This is a genomic window from Pseudomonas sp. SO81, from assembly GCF_030374125.1.
Lineage (GTDB): Bacteria > Pseudomonadota > Gammaproteobacteria > Pseudomonadales > Pseudomonadaceae > Aquipseudomonas.
Genome location: NZ_CP126126.1, coordinates 2,999,339 through 3,021,062 on the forward strand (window position 1 = coordinate 2,999,339; position 21,724 = coordinate 3,021,062).

Sequence of the window (21,724 nt, forward strand, 5' to 3'; positions counted from 1 at the left end):
ACCATCAGCGCGAGCTGTGCAGGCATTCCAGCAGTGCGTCATGCCAGTTCGGCAGGCGGATGTTCCAGGCCCGCTGTAGGCTCGAACAGTCCAGCCGCGAGTTGAGCGGACGCTGCGCCGGGGTTGGGTAGGCGCTGGACGGAATCGGCTCCAGGCGTGCGCAGGGTTTGCCCTGGGCTCGCAACTGATCGGCGATGGCGTTGGCGAAACCGAACCAGGAGGTCTCGCCCAGCCCGCTCAGGTGATAGGTGCCCCAAGGGCCGGCGTGGCCGTTTTGCCAATGCTCAATCAACTCGGCGGTGGCGCGGGCGATGCTGCCGGCCCAGGTTGGCGCGCCAATCTGGTCGGCGACTACACGCAGTTCTTCGCGCTCCTGCAACAGGCGTTGCATGGTCAGCAGGAAATTCTTGCCATAGAGCGAATAAACCCAACTGGTGCGCAGGATCAGGTACTGCCCGCCGACGGCGCGGATGGCGTCCTCCCCAGCCAGTTTGCTGCGACCGTAAACGCCCAATGGAGCGGTGCCGTCGTCTTCGCTGTAGGCGCCGTCCTTGTGGCCATCGAACACATAGTCGGTGGAGTAGTGGATCAGCGGTACGCCCAGCGTCGCGGCTTCTTCGGCCAACACGCCCGGCGCGGTCGCGTTGATCGCAAAAGCCAGTTCCGGCTCGCTTTCGGCCTGGTCCACCGCCGTGTGGGCCGCGGCATTTATGATCAGATCCGGGCGCAGCTCGCGTACCTGGCGGCGGATCGCTTCGCTATCGGCCATGTCGAGCTGTTCATGGCCCAGTACCAGCAGTTCATACTGACTCAGAGTGATCTGCAGCTCGCGGGAAACCTGGCCGTGACGGCCCGTGATCAACACTCTCATGGGAACAGCTCAGCATCGCGCAAGGCGACACCTGCCTGGTCCTTGGCCGACAGCTGCGGAACGCCATCGAACTGCCATTCGATAGCCAGTTCGGGATCGTCCCAGCGGATGCTGCGCTCGAAGGCCGGGGCGTAGTAGTCGGTAGTCTTGTAGAGAAACTCGGCGTATTCGCTGAGCACCACGAAGCCATGGGCGAAGCCTTCTGGAACCCAAAGTTGGCGCTTGTGCTCGGCCGATAGGCGCACCGTGACCGACTTGCCGAAGTTCGGCGAGCTGCGGCGGATATCTACCGCCACGTCCAGCACTTCGCCGTGGCTGACCCGCACCAGTTTCCCCTGGGGCTGCTGGATCTGGTAGTGCAGGCCGCGCAGTACGCCGCGCTGCGAGCGTGAGTGGTTGTCCTGGACGAACTCGCGTTGCAGGCCGGTCGCCTCGGCGAAAGCGCGGGCGTTGAAGCTCTCGTAGAAGAAACCGCGCTGGTCGCCGAATACCCTTGGCTCGAGGATCAGTACTTCCGGTAGCTCGGTACGGATGACGTTCATGCATGTTCCCCGGCCAGCTGGTAGAGGTACTGGCCGTAGCCGGTCTTGCCGAAGGCCTTGGCCTGTACCAGCAGCTGGTCGCGGTCGATCCAGCCATGTTGGAAGGCAATTTCTTCCAGGCAGGCGACCTTCAGGCCCTGGCGGTGTTCGATGGTCTGCACGTACTGCGAGGCTTCCAGCAGGCTGTCGTGGGTGCCGGTGTCGAGCCAGGCGAAGCCGCGGCCGAAGCGTTCCACGCGCAGGTCGCCGCGCTGCAGGTAGACATTGTTGACGTCGGTGATTTCCAGCTCGCCGCGCGGTGACGGTTTGACCGCCTTGGCGATCTCGATCACGTCGTTGTCGTAGAAGTACAGGCCGGTGACGGCGTAGCTGGACTTCGGTTGCTTGGGCTTTTCCTCGATGGAGAGCGCACGCCCTCCTTGGTCGAACTCGACAACACCAAAGCGTTCAGGATCGCGTACCCAATAGCCGAAAATGGTAGCGCCGTGGGGCTCTGCCACCGCTTTCAGCAGCTTCTCGGTGAAGTGCTGGCCGTGGAAGATGTTGTCGCCGAGAATCAGGCATACCGGGTCCCTGCCGATGAACTGCTCTCCGATCAGAAAGGCCTGGGCCAGACCGTCCGGTGATGGTTGCTCGGCATACTGGAAGCGCACGCCGAACTGGCTGCCGTCACCAAGCATTTTTTCAAATTGGGGCAGGTCGTGAGGGGTGGAGATGATCAAGATCTCGCGGATACCGGCCAGCATCAGCACTGAGATCGGGTAGTAGATCATCGGCTTGTCGTAGATCGGCAGCAGTTGCTTGGATACGCCCAGGGTTATCGGGTGCAGGCGGGTGCCGGATCCGCCTGCCAGGATGATTCCTTTCATGCGCTGGCTCCCAGTCGCTCACGTTGATAGCTGCCGTCCTGCACGTGACGGCACCAATCGAGGTTATCCAGGTACCACTGCACGGTCTTACGTAGGCCGCTGGTAAAGGTTTCCTTGGGTACCCAGCCCAATTCGCGCTGGATCTTGCTGGCATCGATGGCGTAGCGCTGATCGTGGCCGGGGCGATCTTTGACGAAGGTGATCAGATCCTCATAACGTGCCAAGCCTGCGGGTTTGTTCGGTGCCAGTTCTTCCAGCAGGGCGCATATGGCGCGGACTACCTCGATGTTTTTCTGCTCGTTGTGGCCGCCGATGTTGTAGGTCTCTCCGACTCTGCCTTCTGTCACGACCTTGAGTAGGGCGCGGGCGTGATCTTCGACGAATAGCCAATCGCGTATCTGGGAGCCGTCGCCATAGACTGGTAATAGCTTGCCCTCCAGTGCATTGAGGATCACCAGCGGGATTAACTTCTCTGGGAAGTGGAAGGGACCATAATTGTTCGAGCAGTTGGTTAATAGTGCCGGCAGGCCATAGGTACGATGCCAAGCTCGCACCAAGTGATCTGAGGCTGCCTTACTTGCCGAATAGGGTGAACTGGGGGCGTAGGGCGTGTTCTCGGTGAAGAGTTCGTCTACGTCGTGGAGGTCGCCGTATACCTCGTCGGTGGATATGTGATGAAAGCGGAACGCCTGCTGGCGGGCATTTGGCAGCTTCGACCAGTAGGCACGTGTGGCTTCGAGCAGCGCGTAGGTGCCAACGACATTGGTCTGGATAAATGCGGACGGGCCATCGATGGAGCGGTCGACATGGGATTCGGCAGCCAGGTGCATGATGGCGTCGGGCTCGAAGGCGGCAAGGGCTCTGGAAACTTTGGCCTGGTCCGCTATGTCGGCCTGGAGAAAGCTGTAGCGCGGCGAACTTTCCACTGACGCCAGCGATTCCAGATTACCGGCATAGGTTAACTTGTCGAGGTTGAGAACCTCGTGTTCGGTATCGCTCAGCAAGTAGCGAATTAAAGCTGAGCCGATGAAGCCGGCGCCGCCGCTAACCAGTATGCGCATGATGATCCTCCCTTCCGTTAGCAAAGGTTGGCGGTTGAGCCGACAAATGGCAATGCCGCGAGCGGAGAGTTGAGCGTCTCAGGGAGGGCCGAGCGGGTATGAGGCTGTTCCTAGGGTTGCTAGAATTGAGCTAATACCCCTTGGATAATGCGTATACAAGATACGCCGGATGTCTACGCCGCATTAATGTCGTAAAATGGCCCATTGCTATTAGGGTTATTGCCGTGGCAGCAGGGTAAAGGTCGCGGATGAGGCCCTTTCGTTCATTTTTCCCTCCTTGTTCAGGACTCGTCCGGGCGCGCTGGAGCGGGCTGCAGTTTCTTGTGGCTCTGTAGATAGGATTTCGTAATGCAACTTCGTGCACTGTGTGTTTTTGGTACTCGCCCCGAGGCCATCAAGATGGCTCCGCTGGTTCTGGCTCTGCAGCAGGATGAGCGATTCGAATCCAGGGTCTGCGTAACCGGCCAGCATCGGCAGATGCTCGACCAGGTGCTCAAACTGTTCGATCTAGTGCCGGATTTCGATCTCAACATCATGAAGCCGGGACAGGACCTTACCGATGTCACTAGCGGTATCCTGCTCGGTATGCGCGAGGTTCTGTCCAGCTATAGGCCGAATGTGGTGCTGGTTCACGGCGATACGGCCACCACCTTTGCCGCCAGTGTGGCGGCCTACTACCAGCAGATCCCTGTGGCGCATGTCGAGGCCGGGCTGCGCACTGGCAACATCTACTCACCCTGGCCCGAAGAGGGCAACCGCAAGCTCACCGGTGCGCTGGCTTCCTTGCACTTTGCTCCGACCGAGACCTCCGGCGGTAATCTGCGTAGGGAGGGGGTCGATCCGGCGAGCATCGTCATTACCGGCAATACGGTGATCGATGCACTGCTGCAAGTGGTGGCCAAACTGGATGCAGATCCCCAGTTGCAGGCCCAGTTTGCTTCCCGTTTCCCCTTCCTGTACCCGGAGCGCAGGCTGGTGCTGGTGACTGGGCATCGACGGGAGAGCTTCGGTGGCGGCTTCGAGCGAATCTGCCAGGCCCTGGTGGAGACTGCCCGTCGCTTTCCGGACATCGACATCGTGTACCCGGTTCACCTCAACCCCAACGTTCGCGAGCCGGTAAACCGCCTGCTGGCCGGAGTGGACAACATCCACCTGATCGAGCCGCTCGACTACCTGCCTTTCGTCTACCTGATGAACCAGTCCTACCTGATCCTCACCGACTCCGGCGGTATTCAGGAAGAGGCCCCATCACTGGGCAAGCCGGTGCTGGTGATGCGTGACACCACCGAGCGCCCAGAGGCGGTTGAGGCCGGCACGGTCAAGTTGGTCGGCACTGACGTAACTGCCATTACCTCGGCCATCGCCACCCTACTGAACGATGAGGATGCCTATCGCCGGATGAGTTTCGCCCATAATCCCTACGGGGACGGCAAAGCCTGTCAGCGCATTCTCGAAAGCCTTTCTCAACTCAAGAAGAAGTGATTATGTTCAATACCGTTTCCGTCGTGGGCCTGGGCTATATCGGTCTACCTACTGCCGCCGTATTCGCATCGCGCAAGAAGAAAGTCATCGGCGTGGATGTCAACGAACATGCGGTCGCCACTATCAATCGTGGTGAAATCCATATCGTCGAACCGGACTTGGACATGCTGGTGCATGCCGCCGTCACCGAAGGTTACCTGTGGGCTACTAGCAAGCCCGAACCTGCCGATGCCTTCCTGATTGCAGTGCCGACCCCCTTCAAGGGCAATCATGAGCCGGACCTGGCCTACATCGAGGCGGCCAGCAAGGCCATCGCCCCTGTGCTGGCCAAGGGCAACCTAGTGATCCTCGAATCCACTTCGCCAGTCGGCACTACCGAGGCCATGGCAGCTTGGCTGGCCGAGGCGCGCCCGGATCTGAGCTTCCCGCAGGCCAAGGGAGAGGCTTCCGACATCCGTATCGCGCACTGCCCCGAGCGTGTGCTGCCGGGGCACGTCCTGCGCGAGCTGGTGGATAACGACCGTATCGTCGGCGGCATGACCCGTAGGTGCTCCGAAGCCGCGGTGGCGCTCTACAAGACATTCGTAGAGGGTGAGTGCATCATCACCGACGCGAGGACCGCCGAGATGTGCAAGCTGACCGAAAACAGTTTCCGCGACGTGAACATCGCCTTTGCCAACGAGCTGTCGATCATCTGCGACAAGCTCGGTATCAACGTCTGGGAACTGGTGCGCCTGGCCAACCGCCACCCGCGCGTGAGCATTCTGCAACCTGGCCCAGGCGTAGGCGGCCATTGCATCGCGGTCGATCCCTGGTTCATCGTCAGTCAGGCACCTGAGCAGGCCCGCCTGATCCGCACCGCCCGCGAAGTCAATGACGGTAAGCCGCAATGGGTGATCGACAAGGTCAAGCTGGCGGTCGCCGACTATCTGCAGGCGAACCCGACCAAGACTGCGGCCAATGTATCCATTGCCTGCTTCGGCCTGGCCTTCAAGCCTGACATCGATGACCTGCGTGAAAGTCCCGCGATGGGTATCACCTTGGCCCTGGCCGAGCAGTTCGCCGCTCGCCTCGTGGCTGTCGAGCCCAACATCACCAGCCTGCCGGGCAAGCTGCAGGCTGCAGGCGTGCAGCTGGTTAGTCGGGAAGAGGCATTGGCGAGCGCCAATATCATCGTACTTCTCGTTGATCACGCCCCCTTCCGTGCGGCCAAACCGGAGCTTTCGGCGGGGCAGTGCCTCATCGACACCAAGGGCATCTGGGGCTGAGGCTCAGCGTTTGGGCCCGCTGGTGGCGGGCTCGAACCATACGCCTAACTCTCTCTTAAGCAAGGATCATCGAGCGGGGAGCCTTTATGCTGGGCCTGTCACCAAAAAAGTTGTACCTGCGGCTGTACTGGGCCTTTCGCTGGCGAGCCAAGAAATATCTTCCTGCCTCTGTTCTTCGCGGCATCCGCCGCATTGGGCGGCTATCTGCTTGGCGTTATCGGGCAGTGCTCAATGCCTATGAGGCCTTTGGGATAGGAGCTGCTCGTGCTCTGAGCGAGGCTTTGGAGAAGGAAGGTCAGGCCAAGGCTTACCGAGTGCTAGCTCGCAGGGAGCTGGCTTGCGACGTGCTTAGCGCGGCTTCCCTGGCCCGAGACTCCCTGTGTCTGGACGACTCGTTGGAAAACCGCCGACGTAACTGCATGACGCTCTGGGACGCCGGCTTCATTCGAGAGTCGAGTGCACTGTTGGAAACGCTGCCGGAGGCGGCCCTGAGCCTGCCGGAGCAGGAGAAAGCGCTACAGATTCGTGGCGCGCAGCGACTGCTCGATAGCCTGCCGGAAATACCGAGTGCGATTGCGCCCGGCGACTACGTTGCCGAGCCGCAATGCATTCTCTATGTGGCTTCCAGCTCCAGGCCTTATCACACCACTGGCTACACCACCCGCACGCATCACCTGCTCGAGTCGCTCAAGGCGCAGGGCTGGGCAGTGCATTGCGTGACTCGCCCTGGTTACCCGGCAGATCGCCCGGACACGCGAAACGCGGATGCCCCGGTGCTCAATGTCATCGACGGTGTGCCCTATGAGCGCCTACCCGGGTTCCATCGTCGAGAGGTGCAGTACGACCAGTACCTGCTCCAGGCGGCAGATGTGCTTGAGGAAGCAGCACGACGCCTGCGCCCGACGGTCATCCATGCCGCCTCCAACTACGAAGCAGCCCTGCCCGCGCTGCTTGTCGCGCGACGTCTGGGTTTGCCGTTCTGCTATGAGGTGCGCGGGCTTTGGGAGTACACCGCAGCGTCTAAGAAGACGGGCTGGGAGCAGACCGAGCGCTTCGCTCTGGATCGTATGCTGGAGACCCATGCGGCCGCGCATGCTGATCGAGTCTTCACCTTGACCAAAGCATTGGCTGCAGAGCTGGTACGCCGTGGCGTGGCTGAGGAGCGCATTGAGCTGTTGCCCAATGCGGTCAATCTCGACTTCTTCAAGCCGTTGGAGCCAGATCAGGTGTTGGCTCATCAGCTTGGCCTGGGGCCGGACACCTTCGTTTGCGGGTATGTCGGCTCGGTAGTCAAGTACGAGGGGCTGGATGATCTGATCGCTGCCATGCCGGCGCTGCTTAGGCGTGTGCCCGACAGTCGGCTGCTGGTAGTGGGCGATGGCGATGAGCTGGTCAATTTGCGCGAGCAGGCTCAGCGCTTGGGCGTCTCCGGCCAAGTCACGTTCACCGGTCGCGTCGCTCATACCGAGGTTACCCGCTACTTCTCGTTGCTCAGTACCATAGCCTTGCCACGCAAGCCCTACACTGTGTGCAAGCTGGTGTCCCCACTCAAGCCCTTCGAAGCAATGGCCATGCGCGTGCCGCTGGTTGTCTCTGATGTAGATGCCTTGGGCGAGATCTTCGAACAAGGCGAGACTGCGCTGTTGCACAAGGCCGGTGATGCAGGCTCCCTGGCAGAGGCCATGATCCGCCTGGCGGAGAGTCCTGCTTTACGTCTGCACTTGGCTGACAAGGCCTCTGCCCAGGTTGCCCGGCAGAGCCAATGGAATCAGGTGATTCGGCCGCTTGCTGATTTCTACGACACTTGCGGTGTACTACGGGTCAGCCAGCCTATCTGTAAGCCAGTCATCCGTGTTTTATCGGTAGGTTCCCTGCCACCTGAATGGGGTGGCGGCACCGGTGGTGGTGTCGCCAGCATTCATAAGGTAGTGCTGGAGCAGTGGCTGGCCGAGCGGGACGAGAGCTCTATCGAGTTGGTGGGTGTGTTGGCCAATAATTGGTCGGGCCAGTCCGGCTCCGAGTTACCCACAGGGCTGCAAGTATTCACGCCACCCGCGAACCTGGCCGAAGAGCGTGATTGGTATTGCCACTTGCTGCAGCGTGAGCGAATTGACTGCGTGCTGTTCTTTCATATAGCCCACCGCTGGGCTTATTGGCATGCGCAGCTGTGCGGCAGCGTGCCGGCAGTAGGAGCTATTCATTCCTGGACTGCTGTGGCTGCTCGAGCGGACCTCGATAAGGTGGCGCAGACGCGGGAAAGGCTTCAGCACGCACTGCATAGCCTCACAGAGCTGATCGTCCCGAGCGCGCACTGCGCGGCTGAAGGCGAGACTTTGGGTTTTCAATACAAGAGGGTGCCGACGGTAGTGCCCAATGCTGTTGCTCGTGATTTCCTCGCTGAGCCGTTGCAAGCGGCGAGCACCGGTGACCGAATTGTCTTCGTAGGCTCGTTGATCGCACTGAAGCGTGTTGACCTGTTGATCGACGCAGTGGCTTCTCTTGGTGTTGAGCTGGTGGTTATTGGCGAGGGTGAGGCGCGCGCCGAACTGGAACGGCAGGCCAAGTCCAGTGCTGCATCCAATTCAATCCGCTTCTTGGGGGCGTGCACGCCGGCCTGCATTGCTGACGAACTATCTCGTTCCTCGCTGCTGTGCGTGCCTAGTACTAGCGAGTCCTTCGGCATTGTTTATCTGGAGGCACTGGCCTGTGGAGTTCCGGTGGTGGGCTTTGCTCCTACCCTGAGAGAAATCCAGGCCGAGCTGGGTACTTCCATAGGTGTCGGTGTGGAGGGCGATGACGGGCTGCCTGAGCTGATCGAGGCCCTGAGCACGGTGTTGCGGACGCCTTATTCGCGACAGTGCCTGCGTAACGCAGTGGCTCAACACTATGGCTCGCAGCGAGCTGCACTCAGTTACCGGCAGGCTGTCGAGCGTGCCGTGATGGGGCGATGACAATGCTCTTCCGTGCGCCCAGCAAGAAGAAAATCATCCTTCATATTGGCCTGCCCAAGACGGGCTCCACAGCCTTGCAGCAAGCTCTTTATCAGTCGCGCGAGGCTCTGTTGCGACAGGGGGTGCTGTATCCGGCGCAAGTGCACCGAGAAGATGATCCCAAGCACAACTTCGTACTCGATTTGGTGCGAAAGGGGCAGGGCCACGATATCGGCAGCGAGCGGGGCTACAAGGCCGCTAGCCGTATCGTGATTTCCAATGAAGCGTTATCAAATGACTTCTATCACCATGGCATGGAGCAGAATCGGCAGTTGGCCGAGCTGCTGCGTGTACATGGTGAGCTAGAAATATGCATGGTGCTGCGTCGAGAGAGTGATTGGCTGAAATCCTACTACAAGCAGGCAGTGATCAATCAGCCGGTAAAGGGCAAGCCTCACTATCAGAATAGTTTGCCAATCGACGTTTTTCGAGAGCTGGAGCCGGTAAAGCGGTTACTGGATTCCGGCTCTTTGATTCAAGACGTCAGTGCTGGCTTTCAGGCACCTGTACGGGTTATGCGTTACGAAGAAGTTAAAGTGTCGCAAGTAATTCAATACTGCACTGAACTCTCGATTGATTCCGGCTCTCTGCGAAGCAGACATAATGAGAGTGTTTCGGATGCTGCCGTCGAGGTTATGCGGCAATTGAATGCGGAGATAAACAGTATCGAAGAAAAGTGCGCTTGGTCAAACCTGCTGGTGCAAGCCTCCGGCGCCAAGCATGCGGTGCTCGGTATTCTGGCTGCACGGGCTACACCGGAAGCCATATTAGCTCTGGATCGGGCGAAGATTGACAGCGTGCGCTATTTTCCGGCCGATGCTCCCCAAGTTGATCAGGCTGAATTCAATATGGTGCTTGTGGCCATGAAAGAGTGTTTTTCGAACTAGTTACCACAGGATAATCTGGCTTCCCCGAAAGGAGCAAAGGTTGCTGCGCTGTGGATATAGACTGCTATTAATGCCACAAGGCTGGTGTTTGTTCGACAGGTCAAGATAATGACAATTATTAATTTTGAACACAAATTCATTTTTATTAAGACGCGTAAGACTGCGAGTACTTCCGTTGAGGCGTTTCTGCGGCGTTTTTCGGGGGCGGCTGATGTTGTTACACAGCTGACGCCCAGGGATGAAAAGTGGTGTGCGGAGCGAGGGTGGCCTAGTAGGAACTACGCGGTTAGTCGCGATGCTGAGAGTCGGTATGTTGCATTGTGTCAGGCTGGAAAGTTTGATGAAGCGTTGAAATTTATCGAGTCGACGAAGCGCATATATGTGAATCACATGCCGGCGCACAAGGTTAAATCCGTCTTGGAGCGGCATGGATATCGTTGGGAAGATTTTTACTCCTTCTCTATTGAGCGGCACCCGTATAGCTGGGTTTTGTCCTATTTGCTGTATGACAACGCTTCTTATAATGTTAGCGGTGCGTGCGAGCTCGACTTGAATGATATAAATAGACGTGCAGTTGAGTTTCTCGAGAGCGATGGCTTCGCGGGGCTGTTGAATTGCAATTTCTATGCGTGGGAAGGTCGTAGTCTCGTAAATAAGGTAATGCGCTACGAGAGCCTGCGCGATGATGTATTTAGTGTGTTGGCTCCTCTAGTGGGAGAGCCTGATATGACAGATTTTCCATTCTTGAAGAAGAATGCCAGTCATTTATCTCCTGTCGACATATTTGCTCCATCGACTCTTGATCTCATTCGTAGCAAATGTGGGCAGGTTCTGGAGCTGGCTGGGTATGACTTCTGATGTTGGGCTATCGTGAGGCGACAAACCGGAGCTTCAATGATGCAGGGATATGAGTTACTGACCAGCATCGCCCTGAGTAATTTGCATTTGCGGGCGCGGGAAATGCTGGAAATGGGATGGTCGCGTCGAGACTATCCCAGGATCAGGCTTGAACAGGAGATCCCTTGGGCTTTATGCGATAGCACGCAGCGATCCTGGAATTTCTATATCCATTGCTGGGATATGCTTGATGTTCTGCTGGCCAGCTATTCGGCCGAGCAGCAGCCGGAGCTGCTTGCTCTCTGTGTGCGAATCGCCTTGGACTGGTCTACCCGTTACGGTGACGTCGCTAGTGCCAAAGAGGACACGCCGTTTGCTTGGTATGACATGGCGGTAGGGATGCGTGCATACCGCCTGGCTTATCTGCTCGATGCTGCTCGGGAGATCGGAATCCTGTCGGCAGAGGAAGATGCTCTGCTTTGGCAGACCTTGCTTGCTCATCAGGCTTCCCTGGCTGACGACGCCAATATTGCCTTCCATAACAACCATGGCTACTTCCAAGTGGCTGGGCAATTGGCTATGGGGCGGCGTTTCCGCGGCCAGTCACCGCTTATGGCCGAAGCCCATGCACAGGGTGAGATGCGATTACGCCTGATGCTGGAGCAGCAGTTTGCTGCCGATGGTGTGCATCGCGAGCACTCGCCGGATTATCACCGCATGGTCTATGACACTCTCAGTGGCCTGATCGGTAGCGGTCTGGTGGAAGATCCAGGCTTGGTCGAGCTATCTCTGCGAGTGGAGCGCGCTCTGGCGTGGTTCGTGCTGCCCAATCGACGCCTGGTTAACTTTGGCGATTCGGATTACCGAGATGTTTCCCGAACGGCCGAGCATGCCGAGCAGAAGTGGTGTACAGCAGAAATGCGCTGGCAAGCTTCTGCTGGTGAGATCGGGGAAAACCCTGGTGTGGGACTCAAGCGCTTCGAGCAGAGTGGTTACTTTGTTTACCGGCAGCATGTGGCAGAGTTCTCCGAGCAGGCCACCTATCTAGCGCAGGCAGCGGCTTTCCACTCGCGAACCCACAAGCATGCCGATGATTTGTCGTTCTTCTGGTATGACCGTGGCGGAGAGATACTGATCGACGCCGGTCGCTACGGTTATCTGGGCAAAACCGAACAAGGCTCTGAGCTATGGCTTGACGGGCACTGGTACTCAGACCCCAAACGCGTCTACTGCGAGTCCACCCGAGCGCACAACTGCCTGGAGTTCGATGGCAAAAACTATCCGCGCAAGGGCATCAAGCCTTATGGCGTTGCGCTGGGGCGCAGCCTGGAACTGCCATGTGGACTGGTGGCGATGGAAACCGAGTGTCGCCATTTCAAGGGCAATCGTCATGCACGTCTGCTGCTACTGATGCCAGGGCAGTGGCTGATCGTGTTTGACTGGTTTCATGACAATCAGAACAAGCCACATGATGTTCGACAGTGGTTCCACCTGGCCGAGGACTGGCAGCTCGAGGCGCAGCAGGATGGCTATCAGGCGGTGTCCGATAAAACTGGGCAGCGCATGCAGATAGCTGCGTTGTTGCCCGGTAGCGTTGCTTCCAGAACTTATAGAGGGGAAAGCGAACCGCTTATGCAGGGTTGGTGGTCACCTGCGGAACGACAATTGCTACCCAACTCTGCCTTCTGCTATGAGCAGACCGCGGCGGCTTCAGGAAACTTTGCTACCTTGTTCAGCTTCGTCGAAGGGGTGGTCGTGGATAGCGCGCACTCGCGCGCCAAGGCGTCCGGCCGACAGATACATCTGGGTTGGCGAGATCTGCATAGATCGCATCGCCTGGATTTCGCCAGGCCAGCTGATGGTGAACTGGTAGTGGAGTATTCGCATCAGCGCGACGAGGGCAGCGATTCCAGTTCTGTCGGGCCTCGCCGATCAAAGGGGATCGCCACGATACTGCGCCGTATACAATCTCGCTTTTTGCTTATGTTTAAGGTCTGAGTGTGGCCAAGCCTCCCTATGAAGTGAAGCCGAACGAGAGTGCATCGTTCGTAGTCTGGAATCACACCAGCGTTACGCCGCAGGTGCGTGCCCAGAGTCTGGATCAGCAACCGCGATGCATCTGGTTCACTGGTCTATCGGGTTCAGGCAAGTCGACCCTGGCCAATGCGCTAGAGGTCGCGTTGCAGCTTGCTGGTATGCACACCATGCTGCTGGATGGCGACAATGTGCGGCATGGCCTATGTAAAGACCTGGGCATGAGCGCGGCCGATCGCAATGAAAACATTCGCCGAGTGGCCGAGACGGCTAAGTTGATGGTTGATGCCGGGCTGGTAGTAATCGCCGCCTTCATCTCGCCCTTCCGCGAGGATCGTGCTCGTGCCCGTCAGTTGTTTGGTGTAGCGCAGTTTCATGAGGTCTATCTGCAGACATCACTGGCGGTGTGTGAGGCACGTGATCCCAAGGGGCTATATCGCATGGCTCGTGATGGCAAGATCTCCGATTTCACCGGTATCGACAGCCCCTACGAGGCTCCGGACAGCCCGGAGGTGGTATTAGATACTGCCGTTCACGATGTTGATACGTTAGTTCTGCAGTTGCTTGAAAAAGTGTTCCCCGAGCGGTGGTCATCTTGATTGCTGGATGCTCCGCAGTACTGACCTGGCTCTCCTGCTTCATTGGCCGTTTGCTAAGACTGGCTCCTCTGCAGGCACTGGCTTCAATTCTGGCATCGCTGTGCTCGCAGCTCTTTCAGATTGTGGCTTTCTTATTGCCATTGAAGGTAATGATCCTGCTCGGCTCGCCCAGCGTGCCGCACTACTTTCCCCAATTCTTGGCCGGTATAGAGCGTGAGCGACTGATTCTGTTGCTAGGCGCCATCGCGGTGCTGCTGTACCTGATGCATCTGTTGATGGACTTCATCGGTGCGACCCTGGCGCGAGTTGGTAGTGAACGGCTAATTCAGCAGCCGCAGGAAGGGGAGGGACTTAGCCGCCAGAGGAAGATCGCCCAGAGCTTCTACCAAGGCGTGATCATGGTGGCCAGCGGCTCTATATTTGCCCTCTGCGTGCTGGTTTTTCTAGCCGTCTTCAATGCCCAACTGCTGGTCGTGGTGCTGGGGTATTTCCTGGCGGTGTTTCTGATCGGGGCGTTGTTGCTGGGATGGTTGCCGGCCCTGCTCGAGGGGGCGGTCACGCAGTTTCGCCGCGTTATCGACGTGCTGTCCGCTTGTGGTTTTTTGCTGGTGTTCGGCTTTTTGGTCGCATGCTTTCTTTATGGTGATAGCAAAGGGCTTTGGCTGGGCATCCTGACGCTGCTGTTGTGTCGACAGATGTTCAGCCGGCTGGCGATGGCGCTGAAGAGTGTCGAGCGGCTATATGGCCATCGCGAGCATGCGCTTCGGCTGCTTGGTGGATTGCCTATGCAGGATGAGCTCGATGATGAGCTTTCCGGGGACTTGTTTGAGCGATCCGATGAGCCTTCCGGGATTCTTGAGGGCGACGTTGGCGAGTTGGTTCAGAAGCGCAGCGCACCAGGCACTCCCCCGTTCTGGGGTGTGGTCGATCCTGTGCACTGCTCGGCTTGGATGCGGGAGGCTCTGGCCTCGGCGGGTGTAAGTTGCCACAAGCCCCTTGTTGAGCAACTGGATGCGGGGCGTAAAGGCGAACTGGCGCTGCACTTGACGTGCGCTGGAGCTGGGCAGCGCGCTGAGCACTTCCTCTTCAAGATGTTCAATCGCAAAGTAGCTAAGCGAGTGAGCAGCACTGCCGCCTTGCTGACGTCGTACCAAGGTGAGGCTGCAATCAGATTGCGGGCGGTTATCGAGCGAGGCGGTTTCGCTGCACATCTTTATGAGTGGGCGGAACAGGCACGTCACCCGGCGGATGTCCAAGCCCTCTATGCATGCCGCGAGCAGGCGCTTATCGACTCTTGCAGCTGGCCGGTTTCAAAGGAGCAGCTAGTTGCGCGGGAGTCCGACAGCCTGGTTTCTCGCTGTAATCCGGAGCTATGGGCGCGTTGCCAGGCCTTTTCGCGTTGGCTAGATGCTGATACCCGCCAGTTGGTGAATGCCTTGGCTGCTGATCCTATGCGCTTGCAGAGCTCGCTCGGGTCTCTTCCATTGCGCCTGCATAATCCCGAGATCACGCTCGACAACATCTATGTACTTGAGGGAGTTCCTAGAGCACTCAGATGGGAATGTTGCACCCTAGAACCTGTCGGTAGCGGCTGGCCGCTTGAACTGGGGTTGGAGCGTTTGGACCAGGCATTTGCTCGGGTCTGCGAGACCACCGAGGAGCTGAGATCCCTGTCTTCTTTGCAGGTGCGGCTGGCAGCTCTGGCCTTCGCCTTCGAAGAACGCTGCGCTCGCTGGGACTACCTCGCCGCGTTCGCCTTGCTCGGAGAGCTCCATGGCACTCTCGAAGCGCTGGAGCGCTAACGGAACGATTTTAGTTAGCAGGATTTTGTGAATTTTGACCATGGCGATCGGGCCATGGCCTAGGGGGTTGTTTGGCACGCGTTGCAATGATTGTCTGGAATGAGTTTCGCAATGATGCTCGTGTGCTCAAGGAGGCAGAGAGCCTGACCGCAGCTGGGCATCGCGTCATTGTGCATGCGCTGCATGCGCCGGGCGTGACTCAGGAGCGCGAGGTGGTTTCTACCGGCGTTGAGGTGGTGCGGGTGGCTCGTAGTCCATTCTGGCGTCTGCGTCGAACTGCAGCCCCAGGGGCTCCTGCAGTAACGGTTGCCGACGGTCGTATCGGGCGCATGGGGCCTGCCATGCAGTTGCTGCGCATCGTTGCGCGTGCCTGGACTCATCTGGCATTGCTCTGCCACATGGTGCGCCTGCGCGCCGACGTGGTGCACTCACACGATGTGAATACCTTGCCTACTGCCTGGTTGGCAGCGCGATTGTCGGGTGCGCGGCTGGTCTATGACGCTCACGAGATCAGTACCAGTCGTGAGGGCTATACCAGTTTCCGCAAACTGGTGGCCATAGTTGAGAAGCTCCTGATGCCACGCGCCGATGGGACCATCACCACTACCGAGGCGCGTGCCAAGTTCTTTGCCAGAGCCTACGGCATTTCCCGCCCTCTGGTGTTGCAGAACCGCCCGCGTGAGCAGTTGCCCCAATTCTCCAGTCGCATCCGTGAGGAGCTGGGGTTGAGCGAGCCGTGGCCTATCGTGCTTTACCAAGGGGGGGTGCAGCAGGGGCGAGGGCTGGAACGCCTGGCGCGCATTGCAGAACAAGTTCCGGGCGCTTACTTCGTCTTTGTCGGCGGAGGGCGTCTGGCCGGCAGCCTGCGAAACATTGCCCAAGAGCTACAAGTCGAGGACCGGGTGCGTTTCATTCCGACCGTCGCGCTTGCCGACCTGCCGTCCTATACCGCCTCGGCCGATATCGGCGTGCAGCCAATCGAGAATACCTGCCTGAATCACTACACCACCGACTCCAACAAGCTGTTTGAGTATGTCCAGGCTGGCCTGCCAGTGATCGCCTCGGATCTGCCGGAGATTCGTCGTATTGTCCGCCAGCATGACCTGGGCCTGTTGGTGCGTGAGGGCGACAGCGAGGCGCTGGCTGATGCACTGCGCCGCATGGTCGGCGACGCCCAGTTGCGTGCTCATCATGCTAGTTGCGCCCGTGCGGCGGCGCCTGCTTTGAGCTGGGAAGTGCAGGAGCACCTGCTGGTAGAGCTGTACCGCCGAATCCTCGGCCAATCGAAACCCTCTGCAAGCTAAGCGACCATGACGACTCTTGCCCACGACGCCCAAGCCAACTATCGCCCGGATATCGACGGCCTGCGTGCTATCGCGGTGCTGGCTGTGGTGCTGTTCCACATCGATGCCAGTCTGATACCCGGAGGCTTTGCCGGGGTCGATATCTTCTTCGTCATCTCCGGCTTCCTGATCACCGGCAACATCATCAAGGATGCTGGCTCGGCCCGGGGCTTCTCTTGGGCCGAGTTCTATCGGCGGCGTGCGCTGCGCATCCTGCCGGTGCTGTTTGTGGTGCTGCTGGTCGCTCTGCTGGTCGGGCATTCTGTGCTGCTGCCCGAAGACCTTAGCGCGCTGAGCTATTCGTCCCTGGCCGCAGTATTTTCTGCCGCCAATGTCTATTTCACCTATTTCCTCGATACCAGCTACTTCGCCGATGACAGCAATCTGCAGCCGCTACTGCATCTCTGGTCGCTGGGAGTGGAGGAGCAGTTTTACCTGTTCTGGCCGGTCATCCTGCTCGCTCTGCTGACGCGTTTTACTCGGCGCTGGCTGCTTTCGGCCACACTGTTGCTGATGTTCGCGTCCTTCGTGCTGGCGGAGGTGCTGATCCCCGAAGAACCTATGTTTGCCTATTACATGCTGCCGACTCGAGCCGGCGAGCTGATGGTGGGTGCCTTGTTGGCCATCTGGTTGAGCCGTGGACATGCGGTCATGGGCAACTGGGCCCGGTTGTTGCTCGGCGCGGTGGGGGCCTGCCTGATCATTGCCAGCCTGGGCTGGATCACCGAGGACATGGGGTTTCCTGGGGTCAACGCTCTGCCGTCTACCCTGGGTGCAGCTCTGCTGATCTGGGCTGGCAGTGGCAGGGGCGTGGGTGTGAGCCGGTTGCTGGCCCTGCGTCCGCTGGTGCTGGTAGGGCTGATTTCATACTCGCTGTATTTGTGGCACTGGCCGGTGCTGGCCTTCTACCGCTACGCCTACGGCATCGTCGAGCCGTTGGCCGGAGTGCTGTTGTTCGGCCTGATGCTGTTGCTGTCGGTCGCGAGCTATCGTTGGGTCGAGAAGCCTTGCCGGCGACTGCGCTGGAGTTTCTCCAAAGTGATGTGGCAGCTCGTCGCGATCAACGCTGCAGCTTTGTCGCTGCTCTGTGGCGCCATCCTATGGAGTGATGGTTTCGGTCTCTACGGTTTCGATGCGCAGTATCGGGCGGATATCAAGCGCTTGAGCCCCGCGCCGGCTGCCTATTCCTATCCTTATGTTTGTCAGCGCCCTCGTTTGAGTGAGGCGGAGCTGCAGAGCAAGGCCTGTATTGTCAATGCAGAGCAGGCGCGGTCGGTGCTGCTGTGGGGAGACTCCAATGCGGCTCACTATGTGGGCATGCTGGGAGCCTTCGCTGAGGCAAGTGGCATCTCCTTCCGGAATGCAGCACACAGCAGCTGTCCTCCTTTGCTGCAAGGCGCAGAAGCCACTCAGAAGCCAGAGCGGCTGGAAAATTGCTTGGCCTCCATCGATGTGGTCCGCCAGTACTTGCATGACTACTCCACGGTGATCCTGGGGGCTGCCTGGGCCGTTCATGCGCGCAATAGCGACAGTTTCCTCGCAGATCTGGAGGCGACGGTCGATCAGTTGGTCGGGCAGGGCAAGCAGGTGATCATCCTGGCCAATGTACCGAACTTCGTGGCGGTCAATCGCAAGTGCCTGCAGAAGGCACTGAAGCTGCCGATGCTTACGTGCAACGAAAGTAGTGCCGAGCGCCCCGGTGTGCTGCCAATTAATACCCGGCTGTCAGCGTTAGCCGCGGCCCGGGACAACGTCTACTTCTTCGATCCGCGGGAGCAACTGTGTCCAGGCGGAAAGTGCAGCGCCTATCTCGATGGGCGCCTAGTGTATTTCGATAACAGCCATTTGAGTATGGAAGGCTCCTGGGCTGTAGGCCGAAGGATTATACGAGAGCAAGGCGTACCGGATTTCTTTGCTCGCCTCGGTAGCGGTATACCTGCGGTGGGGGCACAGTCTTTGGAAAAGACATTGCTGGAGCGTGATAAGGCAGTCTTCAGCGTTCCAATAACGAGCTGGAACTCAATGCTTGGTGGGCAATGGCGGGGGAATGTCCAGTACGAACAGCGTACTGAAGGTATGCATCTGGCTGATGCCAGCTCGGCGGCCTTCTCTGCCTATCGCTACAGTTTCATGGCAGATGAGTTGCTGCAGCTGCAACAAGGTGCTCCGATTCGCGTGCAGCTGACGTTGGCTTCCTGCTCGGGCGCGCCGCTGTTGCGCCTGCGGGCGCGACAGGGAGAACAGCAAAGCCAATACGATGTGATGTTGGACTGTGCCTCTGCCCAGCTGTCCAAGCGAGGGGAGAGCGGTACTGTCGAGGCGAATGTGAGTGCCTCGGATGGCAAGTGGAGATTGCAGGCTCAGTATGAGTTGCCACCTGGACTAGATGCGCTGGAAATGTCCATTTATCCAGCGGTCGGGAAGGTGCTGGGGCGCTACGATGCGGCAGCAGAGGGAGCTGTCGTCGTCCACGATATCGCTTGGGCCATGGCGCCCACTAAGGACTGATGGGCTATGCCTAAGTGGTGCTTTCGATGCGCAGGTGGGCTGAGACCTGATGCCTAAACGAATACTGCTGCTGACCTTCTTCTATCCGCCTGATCTGTCGGCAGGGTCATTCCGCGCTGGTGCCCTAGTGCAGGCATTGCGGCAGCAGGCAGGGGATGAGGTACAGATTGAAGTTCTGACGACGCAGCCCAATCGCTACTCCGACCACAGCTTTGAAACCGTTTCGGTGGAGGAGTCTCCGGGATTGTACGTGCGGCGTATTCACCTGCCGCAGATGCGCCGCGGCTTCATTGGTCAGGCGGTGTCTTTCTGGCGTTACGTGCGAAAGGTGAACCGGCTGACAGCCGCCAATGAATATGATCTGGTGGTGGCTACTTCCTCGCGCCTGATGACTGCCGTGCTGGGAGCGTGGGTGGCCTACCGCAAGCACACGCGCCTCTATCTGGATATCAGAGACATCTTCGTCGAGAACCTCGGGGTGCTATTTCCGGCCCCGGTGGCTATGCCTTTGGGTTGGGTTTTCGGTGCGTTTGAGCGCTGGGCCGTGGAGCGCGCGCAGCGAGTCAATTTGGTCTCGCACGGTTTTCTCGGGTATTTCCAACCGCGCTACCCGGCACAGCAGTTCTCTATTTATTCCAATGGCGTGGATGCGGTCTTTGAGGCCTTTGCGGCCTCTGTTGGGGTGCCCTCGGCTCGCCTTGATGGCAAGCCGCTACAAGTGCTGTATGCCGGAAACCTCGGCGATGGGCAGGGCATGCATCTGATTCTGCCGGAGCTGGCTAGACGCCTGCGCGGCCGGGCGCATTTTCGTGTCGTGGGCGCTGGGGGGCGTCTTGAGGCGCTATCTGATGCCCTCCGGGCTACGGAGTCTTCCGACAACGTAGAGCTGCTTCCGCCGGTCGCGCGAGTGCGGCTGCTGGAGCTTTACCGAGAGGCCGATGTTCTGTTTCTGCACCTAAATGACTTCCCAGCCTTCAAGCGCGTTCTGCCATCCAAACTGTTCGAGTATGCCGCCACCGGCAAGCCCGTTTGGGCCGGGGTTGCCGGATATGCCGTCGAGTTCATAGCGCGCGAGATCCACAATGCCGCTGTTTTTGCGCCATGCGATGTGGACGGCGCACTGAGCGCTCTGGAGCGATTGTCTTTGGCCGCTACACCGCGAGATGATTTCGTTCGAAGTTTCTCGCGGCAAAAGATCATGCAGAACATGGCGCAGGACGTGCTGGCCTGTATGCGCGAGCCAGCATAGGAAGTCGCGTTCGATTGCAGTCAGGGATGGATTGCCTGCTCACTCATGTCGAGCGCTATCTGCGCTGGCGCTACGCGACAAGCGGCCAGGCACTACACGCTAGCGTTGCAAGTAGCCGGCTAGCGATGGGCGCTGAATAACCTTCGATACCAAAAAGAAAAAGGCCCGCATCGCTGCGAGCCTAATTCATCTTTATGGTGCCGGCACCAGGAATCGAACCCGGGACCTACTGATTACAAGTCAGTTGCTCTACCAGCTGAGCTATACCGGCGAAGGGGCCGCCATTATAGCCATTGCTTCGACCCTGTAAACCGGACCGCATGAATCTGTGCCGTGGCGATCAATCGTCCGGGGAAGTGGGGCGCACCAGCATGCTGACTCGGTTGCGGCCCTGGTTCTTCGAGCAGTAGAGACCCTGGTCGGCGAGCTGGATCAGCAGGTGGCTGGGTTCGTTGTGCTTGGGTACCAGGGTGGCGCCACCGACGCTGAGGGTGACGAAGGAGCCGCGTGCCGGGTAGTTGTGGGAAATATGGCGGGCCTCGATGGCCTCGCGGATTCTCTCCGCCACCACCTTGGCGCCCGCCGCGTCGGTGCCCGGCAGGACCACGACGAACTCGTCGCCGCCATAGCGGGCGGCCAGGTCGGCGGGGCGGGTGATGTTGTCGCGCAGGATGCAGGCCAGCAGGCGCAGCAGTTCGTCGCCCTCCAGGTGGCCGAGATCGTCGTTGTAGCCCTTGAAGTAGTCGATATCGATCAACAACAGCGAGATCAGCGAGCGTTCGCGCTGGGCGCGCAGCCATTCCATGCCCAGGTATTCGTCGAAGTGGCGGCGATTGGACAGCCCGGTCAGGCCGTCGGAATTCATCATCCGCTGCAGCACTAGATTGGTATCGAGCAGGCGCTGCTGGCTCTCGCGCAGGGCGCGATAGGCACCGTCGCGCTGCAGCAGGGTCTGGTAGGAGCGCGAGTGGTAACGCACCCGGGCGATCAGCTCGATGGCATCCGGCAGTTTCACCAGGTAGTCGTTGGCCCCGGCGGCGAAGGCGGCGCTCTTCACCTTGGGATCTTCCTTGGTCGACAGGACGATGATCGGAATGTCGCGGGTCGCCGAGTGGGCCCGGTAGTCGCGCACCAGGCTCAGTCCGTCGATGCCGGGCATCACCAGGTCCTGGAGGATTACCGTCGGTTTGATCTGGATGGCCTGATCGATGGCCTGCCGCGGGTCGGCGCAGTAATGGAAGTCGATGTTTTCCTGGTCGGCCAGGTCGCGCCGCACCGCTTCTCCGACCATCGCCTGGTCATCGACCAGCAGCACCATGGCGGCATTCTCGTCCACTGTCGCCAGCAGGGTCTGTTCGTCCAGTTCGCTCATAGGGCCCTCG

At 59.1% G+C, this 21,724-nt stretch carries 16 protein-coding genes and 1 tRNA gene; 11 read left to right on the forward strand and 6 right to left on the reverse strand.

The annotated features are described in order from the left end of the window. Window positions 1-4: 4 nt before the first annotated feature. Genes rfbD through rfbB form a run of 4 tightly spaced genes read right to left on the reverse strand, consistent with a single transcriptional unit; the run spans window position 5 to window position 3,343 of the window. On the reverse strand, window positions 5-871 hold the full coding sequence (gene rfbD / locus OH686_RS14040) for a dTDP-4-dehydrorhamnose reductase (RefSeq protein ID WP_289533375.1): 867 nt from the start codon (window positions 869-871) through the stop codon (window positions 5-7). Further along, on the reverse strand, window positions 868-1,413 hold the full coding sequence (gene rfbC / locus OH686_RS14045) for a dTDP-4-dehydrorhamnose 3,5-epimerase (protein ID WP_289533377.1): 546 nt from the start codon (window positions 1,411-1,413) through the stop codon (window positions 868-870). Before rfbC ends, rfbD begins: the two co-directional genes overlap by 4 nt. Next, window positions 1,410-2,282, reverse strand: coding sequence for a glucose-1-phosphate thymidylyltransferase RfbA (rfbA, locus tag OH686_RS14050; protein WP_289533378.1), 873 nt, complete (start codon window positions 2,280-2,282; stop codon window positions 1,410-1,412). Before rfbA ends, rfbC begins: the two co-directional genes overlap by 4 nt. Continuing rightward, window positions 2,279-3,343 (reverse strand): dTDP-glucose 4,6-dehydratase, encoded by a 1,065-nt coding sequence (rfbB, locus tag OH686_RS14055; RefSeq protein WP_289533380.1) that lies wholly within the window; start codon window positions 3,341-3,343, stop codon window positions 2,279-2,281. Before rfbB ends, rfbA begins: the two co-directional genes overlap by 4 nt. 348 nt (window positions 3,344-3,691) lie before the next feature. Between rfbB and wecB the strand changes: the two genes are divergently transcribed. The 11 genes from wecB to OH686_RS14110 all read left to right on the forward strand — a co-directional run bounded on the left by wecB (window position 3,692) and on the right by OH686_RS14110 (window position 20,342). After that, entirely contained in the window at window positions 3,692-4,825 is a 1,134-nt protein-coding gene (wecB, locus tag OH686_RS14060; protein WP_289533381.1) for a non-hydrolyzing UDP-N-acetylglucosamine 2-epimerase, read from the forward strand. Continuing rightward, the gene (wecC, locus tag OH686_RS14065) at window positions 4,825-6,093 is read left to right on the forward strand and encodes a UDP-N-acetyl-D-mannosamine dehydrogenase (RefSeq protein WP_289538980.1); all 1,269 of its coding nucleotides are present in this window, start codon (window positions 4,825-4,827) and stop codon (window positions 6,091-6,093) included. The genes wecB and wecC overlap by 1 nt, the downstream gene beginning before the upstream one ends. Window positions 6,094-6,179: 86 nt before the next feature. Next, complete coding sequence (locus tag OH686_RS14070; RefSeq protein WP_289533382.1) at window positions 6,180-9,044, forward strand: glycosyltransferase family 4 protein; 2,865 nt, start codon at window positions 6,180-6,182, stop codon at window positions 9,042-9,044. Next, a complete protein-coding gene (locus OH686_RS14075; protein WP_289533383.1) occupies window positions 9,041-9,970 on the forward strand; it encodes a hypothetical protein in 930 nt (309 codons plus the stop codon). Before OH686_RS14070 ends, OH686_RS14075 begins: the two co-directional genes overlap by 4 nt. A 108-nt stretch (window positions 9,971-10,078) precedes the next feature. Beyond that, entirely contained in the window at window positions 10,079-10,828 is a 750-nt protein-coding gene (locus OH686_RS14080; RefSeq protein WP_289533384.1) for a hypothetical protein, read from the forward strand. Between the two features lie 36 nt (window positions 10,829-10,864). Then, the gene (locus OH686_RS14085) at window positions 10,865-12,805 is read left to right on the forward strand and encodes a heparinase II/III domain-containing protein (RefSeq protein ID WP_289533385.1); all 1,941 of its coding nucleotides are present in this window, start codon (window positions 10,865-10,867) and stop codon (window positions 12,803-12,805) included. Between the two features lie 2 nt (window positions 12,806-12,807). After that, on the forward strand, window positions 12,808-13,440 hold the full coding sequence (gene cysC, locus OH686_RS14090; protein ID WP_289533386.1) for an adenylyl-sulfate kinase: 633 nt from the start codon (window positions 12,808-12,810) through the stop codon (window positions 13,438-13,440). Continuing rightward, window positions 13,428-15,242: an ABC transporter ATP-binding protein gene (locus tag OH686_RS14095; RefSeq protein ID WP_289533387.1), complete on the forward strand. Its 1,815-nt coding sequence runs from the start codon at window positions 13,428-13,430 to the stop codon at window positions 15,240-15,242. The genes cysC and OH686_RS14095 overlap by 13 nt, the downstream gene beginning before the upstream one ends. An 86-nt stretch (window positions 15,243-15,328) precedes the next feature. After that, complete coding sequence (locus OH686_RS14100; protein ID WP_289533389.1) at window positions 15,329-16,546, forward strand: glycosyltransferase family 4 protein; 1,218 nt, start codon at window positions 15,329-15,331, stop codon at window positions 16,544-16,546. 6 nt (window positions 16,547-16,552) lie between these two features. After that, the gene (locus OH686_RS14105; RefSeq protein ID WP_289533391.1) at window positions 16,553-19,093 is read left to right on the forward strand and encodes an acyltransferase family protein; all 2,541 of its coding nucleotides are present in this window, start codon (window positions 16,553-16,555) and stop codon (window positions 19,091-19,093) included. Between the two features lie 49 nt (window positions 19,094-19,142). Beyond that, a complete protein-coding gene (locus OH686_RS14110; RefSeq protein ID WP_289533393.1) occupies window positions 19,143-20,342 on the forward strand; it encodes a glycosyltransferase family 4 protein in 1,200 nt (399 codons plus the stop codon). Window positions 20,343-20,537: 195 nt separating this feature from the next. Here the strand turns inward: OH686_RS14110 and OH686_RS14115 are convergent. Continuing rightward, window positions 20,538-20,613, reverse strand: a tRNA-Thr gene (locus tag OH686_RS14115). Window positions 20,614-20,682: 69 nt separating this feature from the next. Further along, on the reverse strand, window positions 20,683-21,714 hold the full coding sequence (locus OH686_RS14120) for a diguanylate cyclase domain-containing protein (RefSeq protein ID WP_289533395.1): 1,032 nt from the start codon (window positions 21,712-21,714) through the stop codon (window positions 20,683-20,685). Between the last annotated feature and the right edge of the window lie 10 nt (window positions 21,715-21,724).

What these genes read in the sequence shown, in the direction of transcription:
- rfbA (WP_289533378.1), bottom strand. Translation starts at nt 2,282, where the DNA reads ATGAAAGGAATCATCCTGGCAGGCGGATCCGGCACCCGCCTGCACCCG.
- OH686_RS14070 (WP_289533382.1), top strand. Translation starts at nt 6,180, where the DNA reads ATGCTGGGCCTGTCACCAAAAAAGTTGTACCTGCGGCTGTACTGGGCC.
- OH686_RS14085 (WP_289533385.1), top strand. Translation starts at nt 10,865, where the DNA reads ATGATGCAGGGATATGAGTTACTGACCAGCATCGCCCTGAGTAATTTG.
- OH686_RS14120 (WP_289533395.1), bottom strand. Translation starts at nt 21,714, where the DNA reads ATGAGCGAACTGGACGAACAGACCCTGCTGGCGACAGTGGACGAGAAT.
- rfbD (WP_289533375.1), bottom strand. Translation starts at nt 871, where the DNA reads ATGAGAGTGTTGATCACGGGCCGTCACGGCCAGGTTTCCCGCGAGCTG.
- OH686_RS14075 (WP_289533383.1), top strand. Translation starts at nt 9,041, where the DNA reads ATGACAATGCTCTTCCGTGCGCCCAGCAAGAAGAAAATCATCCTTCAT.
- OH686_RS14100 (WP_289533389.1), top strand. Translation starts at nt 15,329, where the DNA reads ATGATTGTCTGGAATGAGTTTCGCAATGATGCTCGTGTGCTCAAGGAG.
- OH686_RS14105 (WP_289533391.1), top strand. Translation starts at nt 16,553, where the DNA reads ATGACGACTCTTGCCCACGACGCCCAAGCCAACTATCGCCCGGATATC.
- rfbC (WP_289533377.1), bottom strand. Translation starts at nt 1,413, where the DNA reads ATGAACGTCATCCGTACCGAGCTACCGGAAGTACTGATCCTCGAGCCA.
- OH686_RS14080 (WP_289533384.1), top strand. Translation starts at nt 10,079, where the DNA reads ATGACAATTATTAATTTTGAACACAAATTCATTTTTATTAAGACGCGT.
- OH686_RS14110 (WP_289533393.1), top strand. Translation starts at nt 19,143, where the DNA reads ATGCCTAAACGAATACTGCTGCTGACCTTCTTCTATCCGCCTGATCTG.
- wecB (WP_289533381.1), top strand. Translation starts at nt 3,692, where the DNA reads ATGCAACTTCGTGCACTGTGTGTTTTTGGTACTCGCCCCGAGGCCATC.
- rfbB (WP_289533380.1), bottom strand. Translation starts at nt 3,343, where the DNA reads ATGCGCATACTGGTTAGCGGCGGCGCCGGCTTCATCGGCTCAGCTTTA.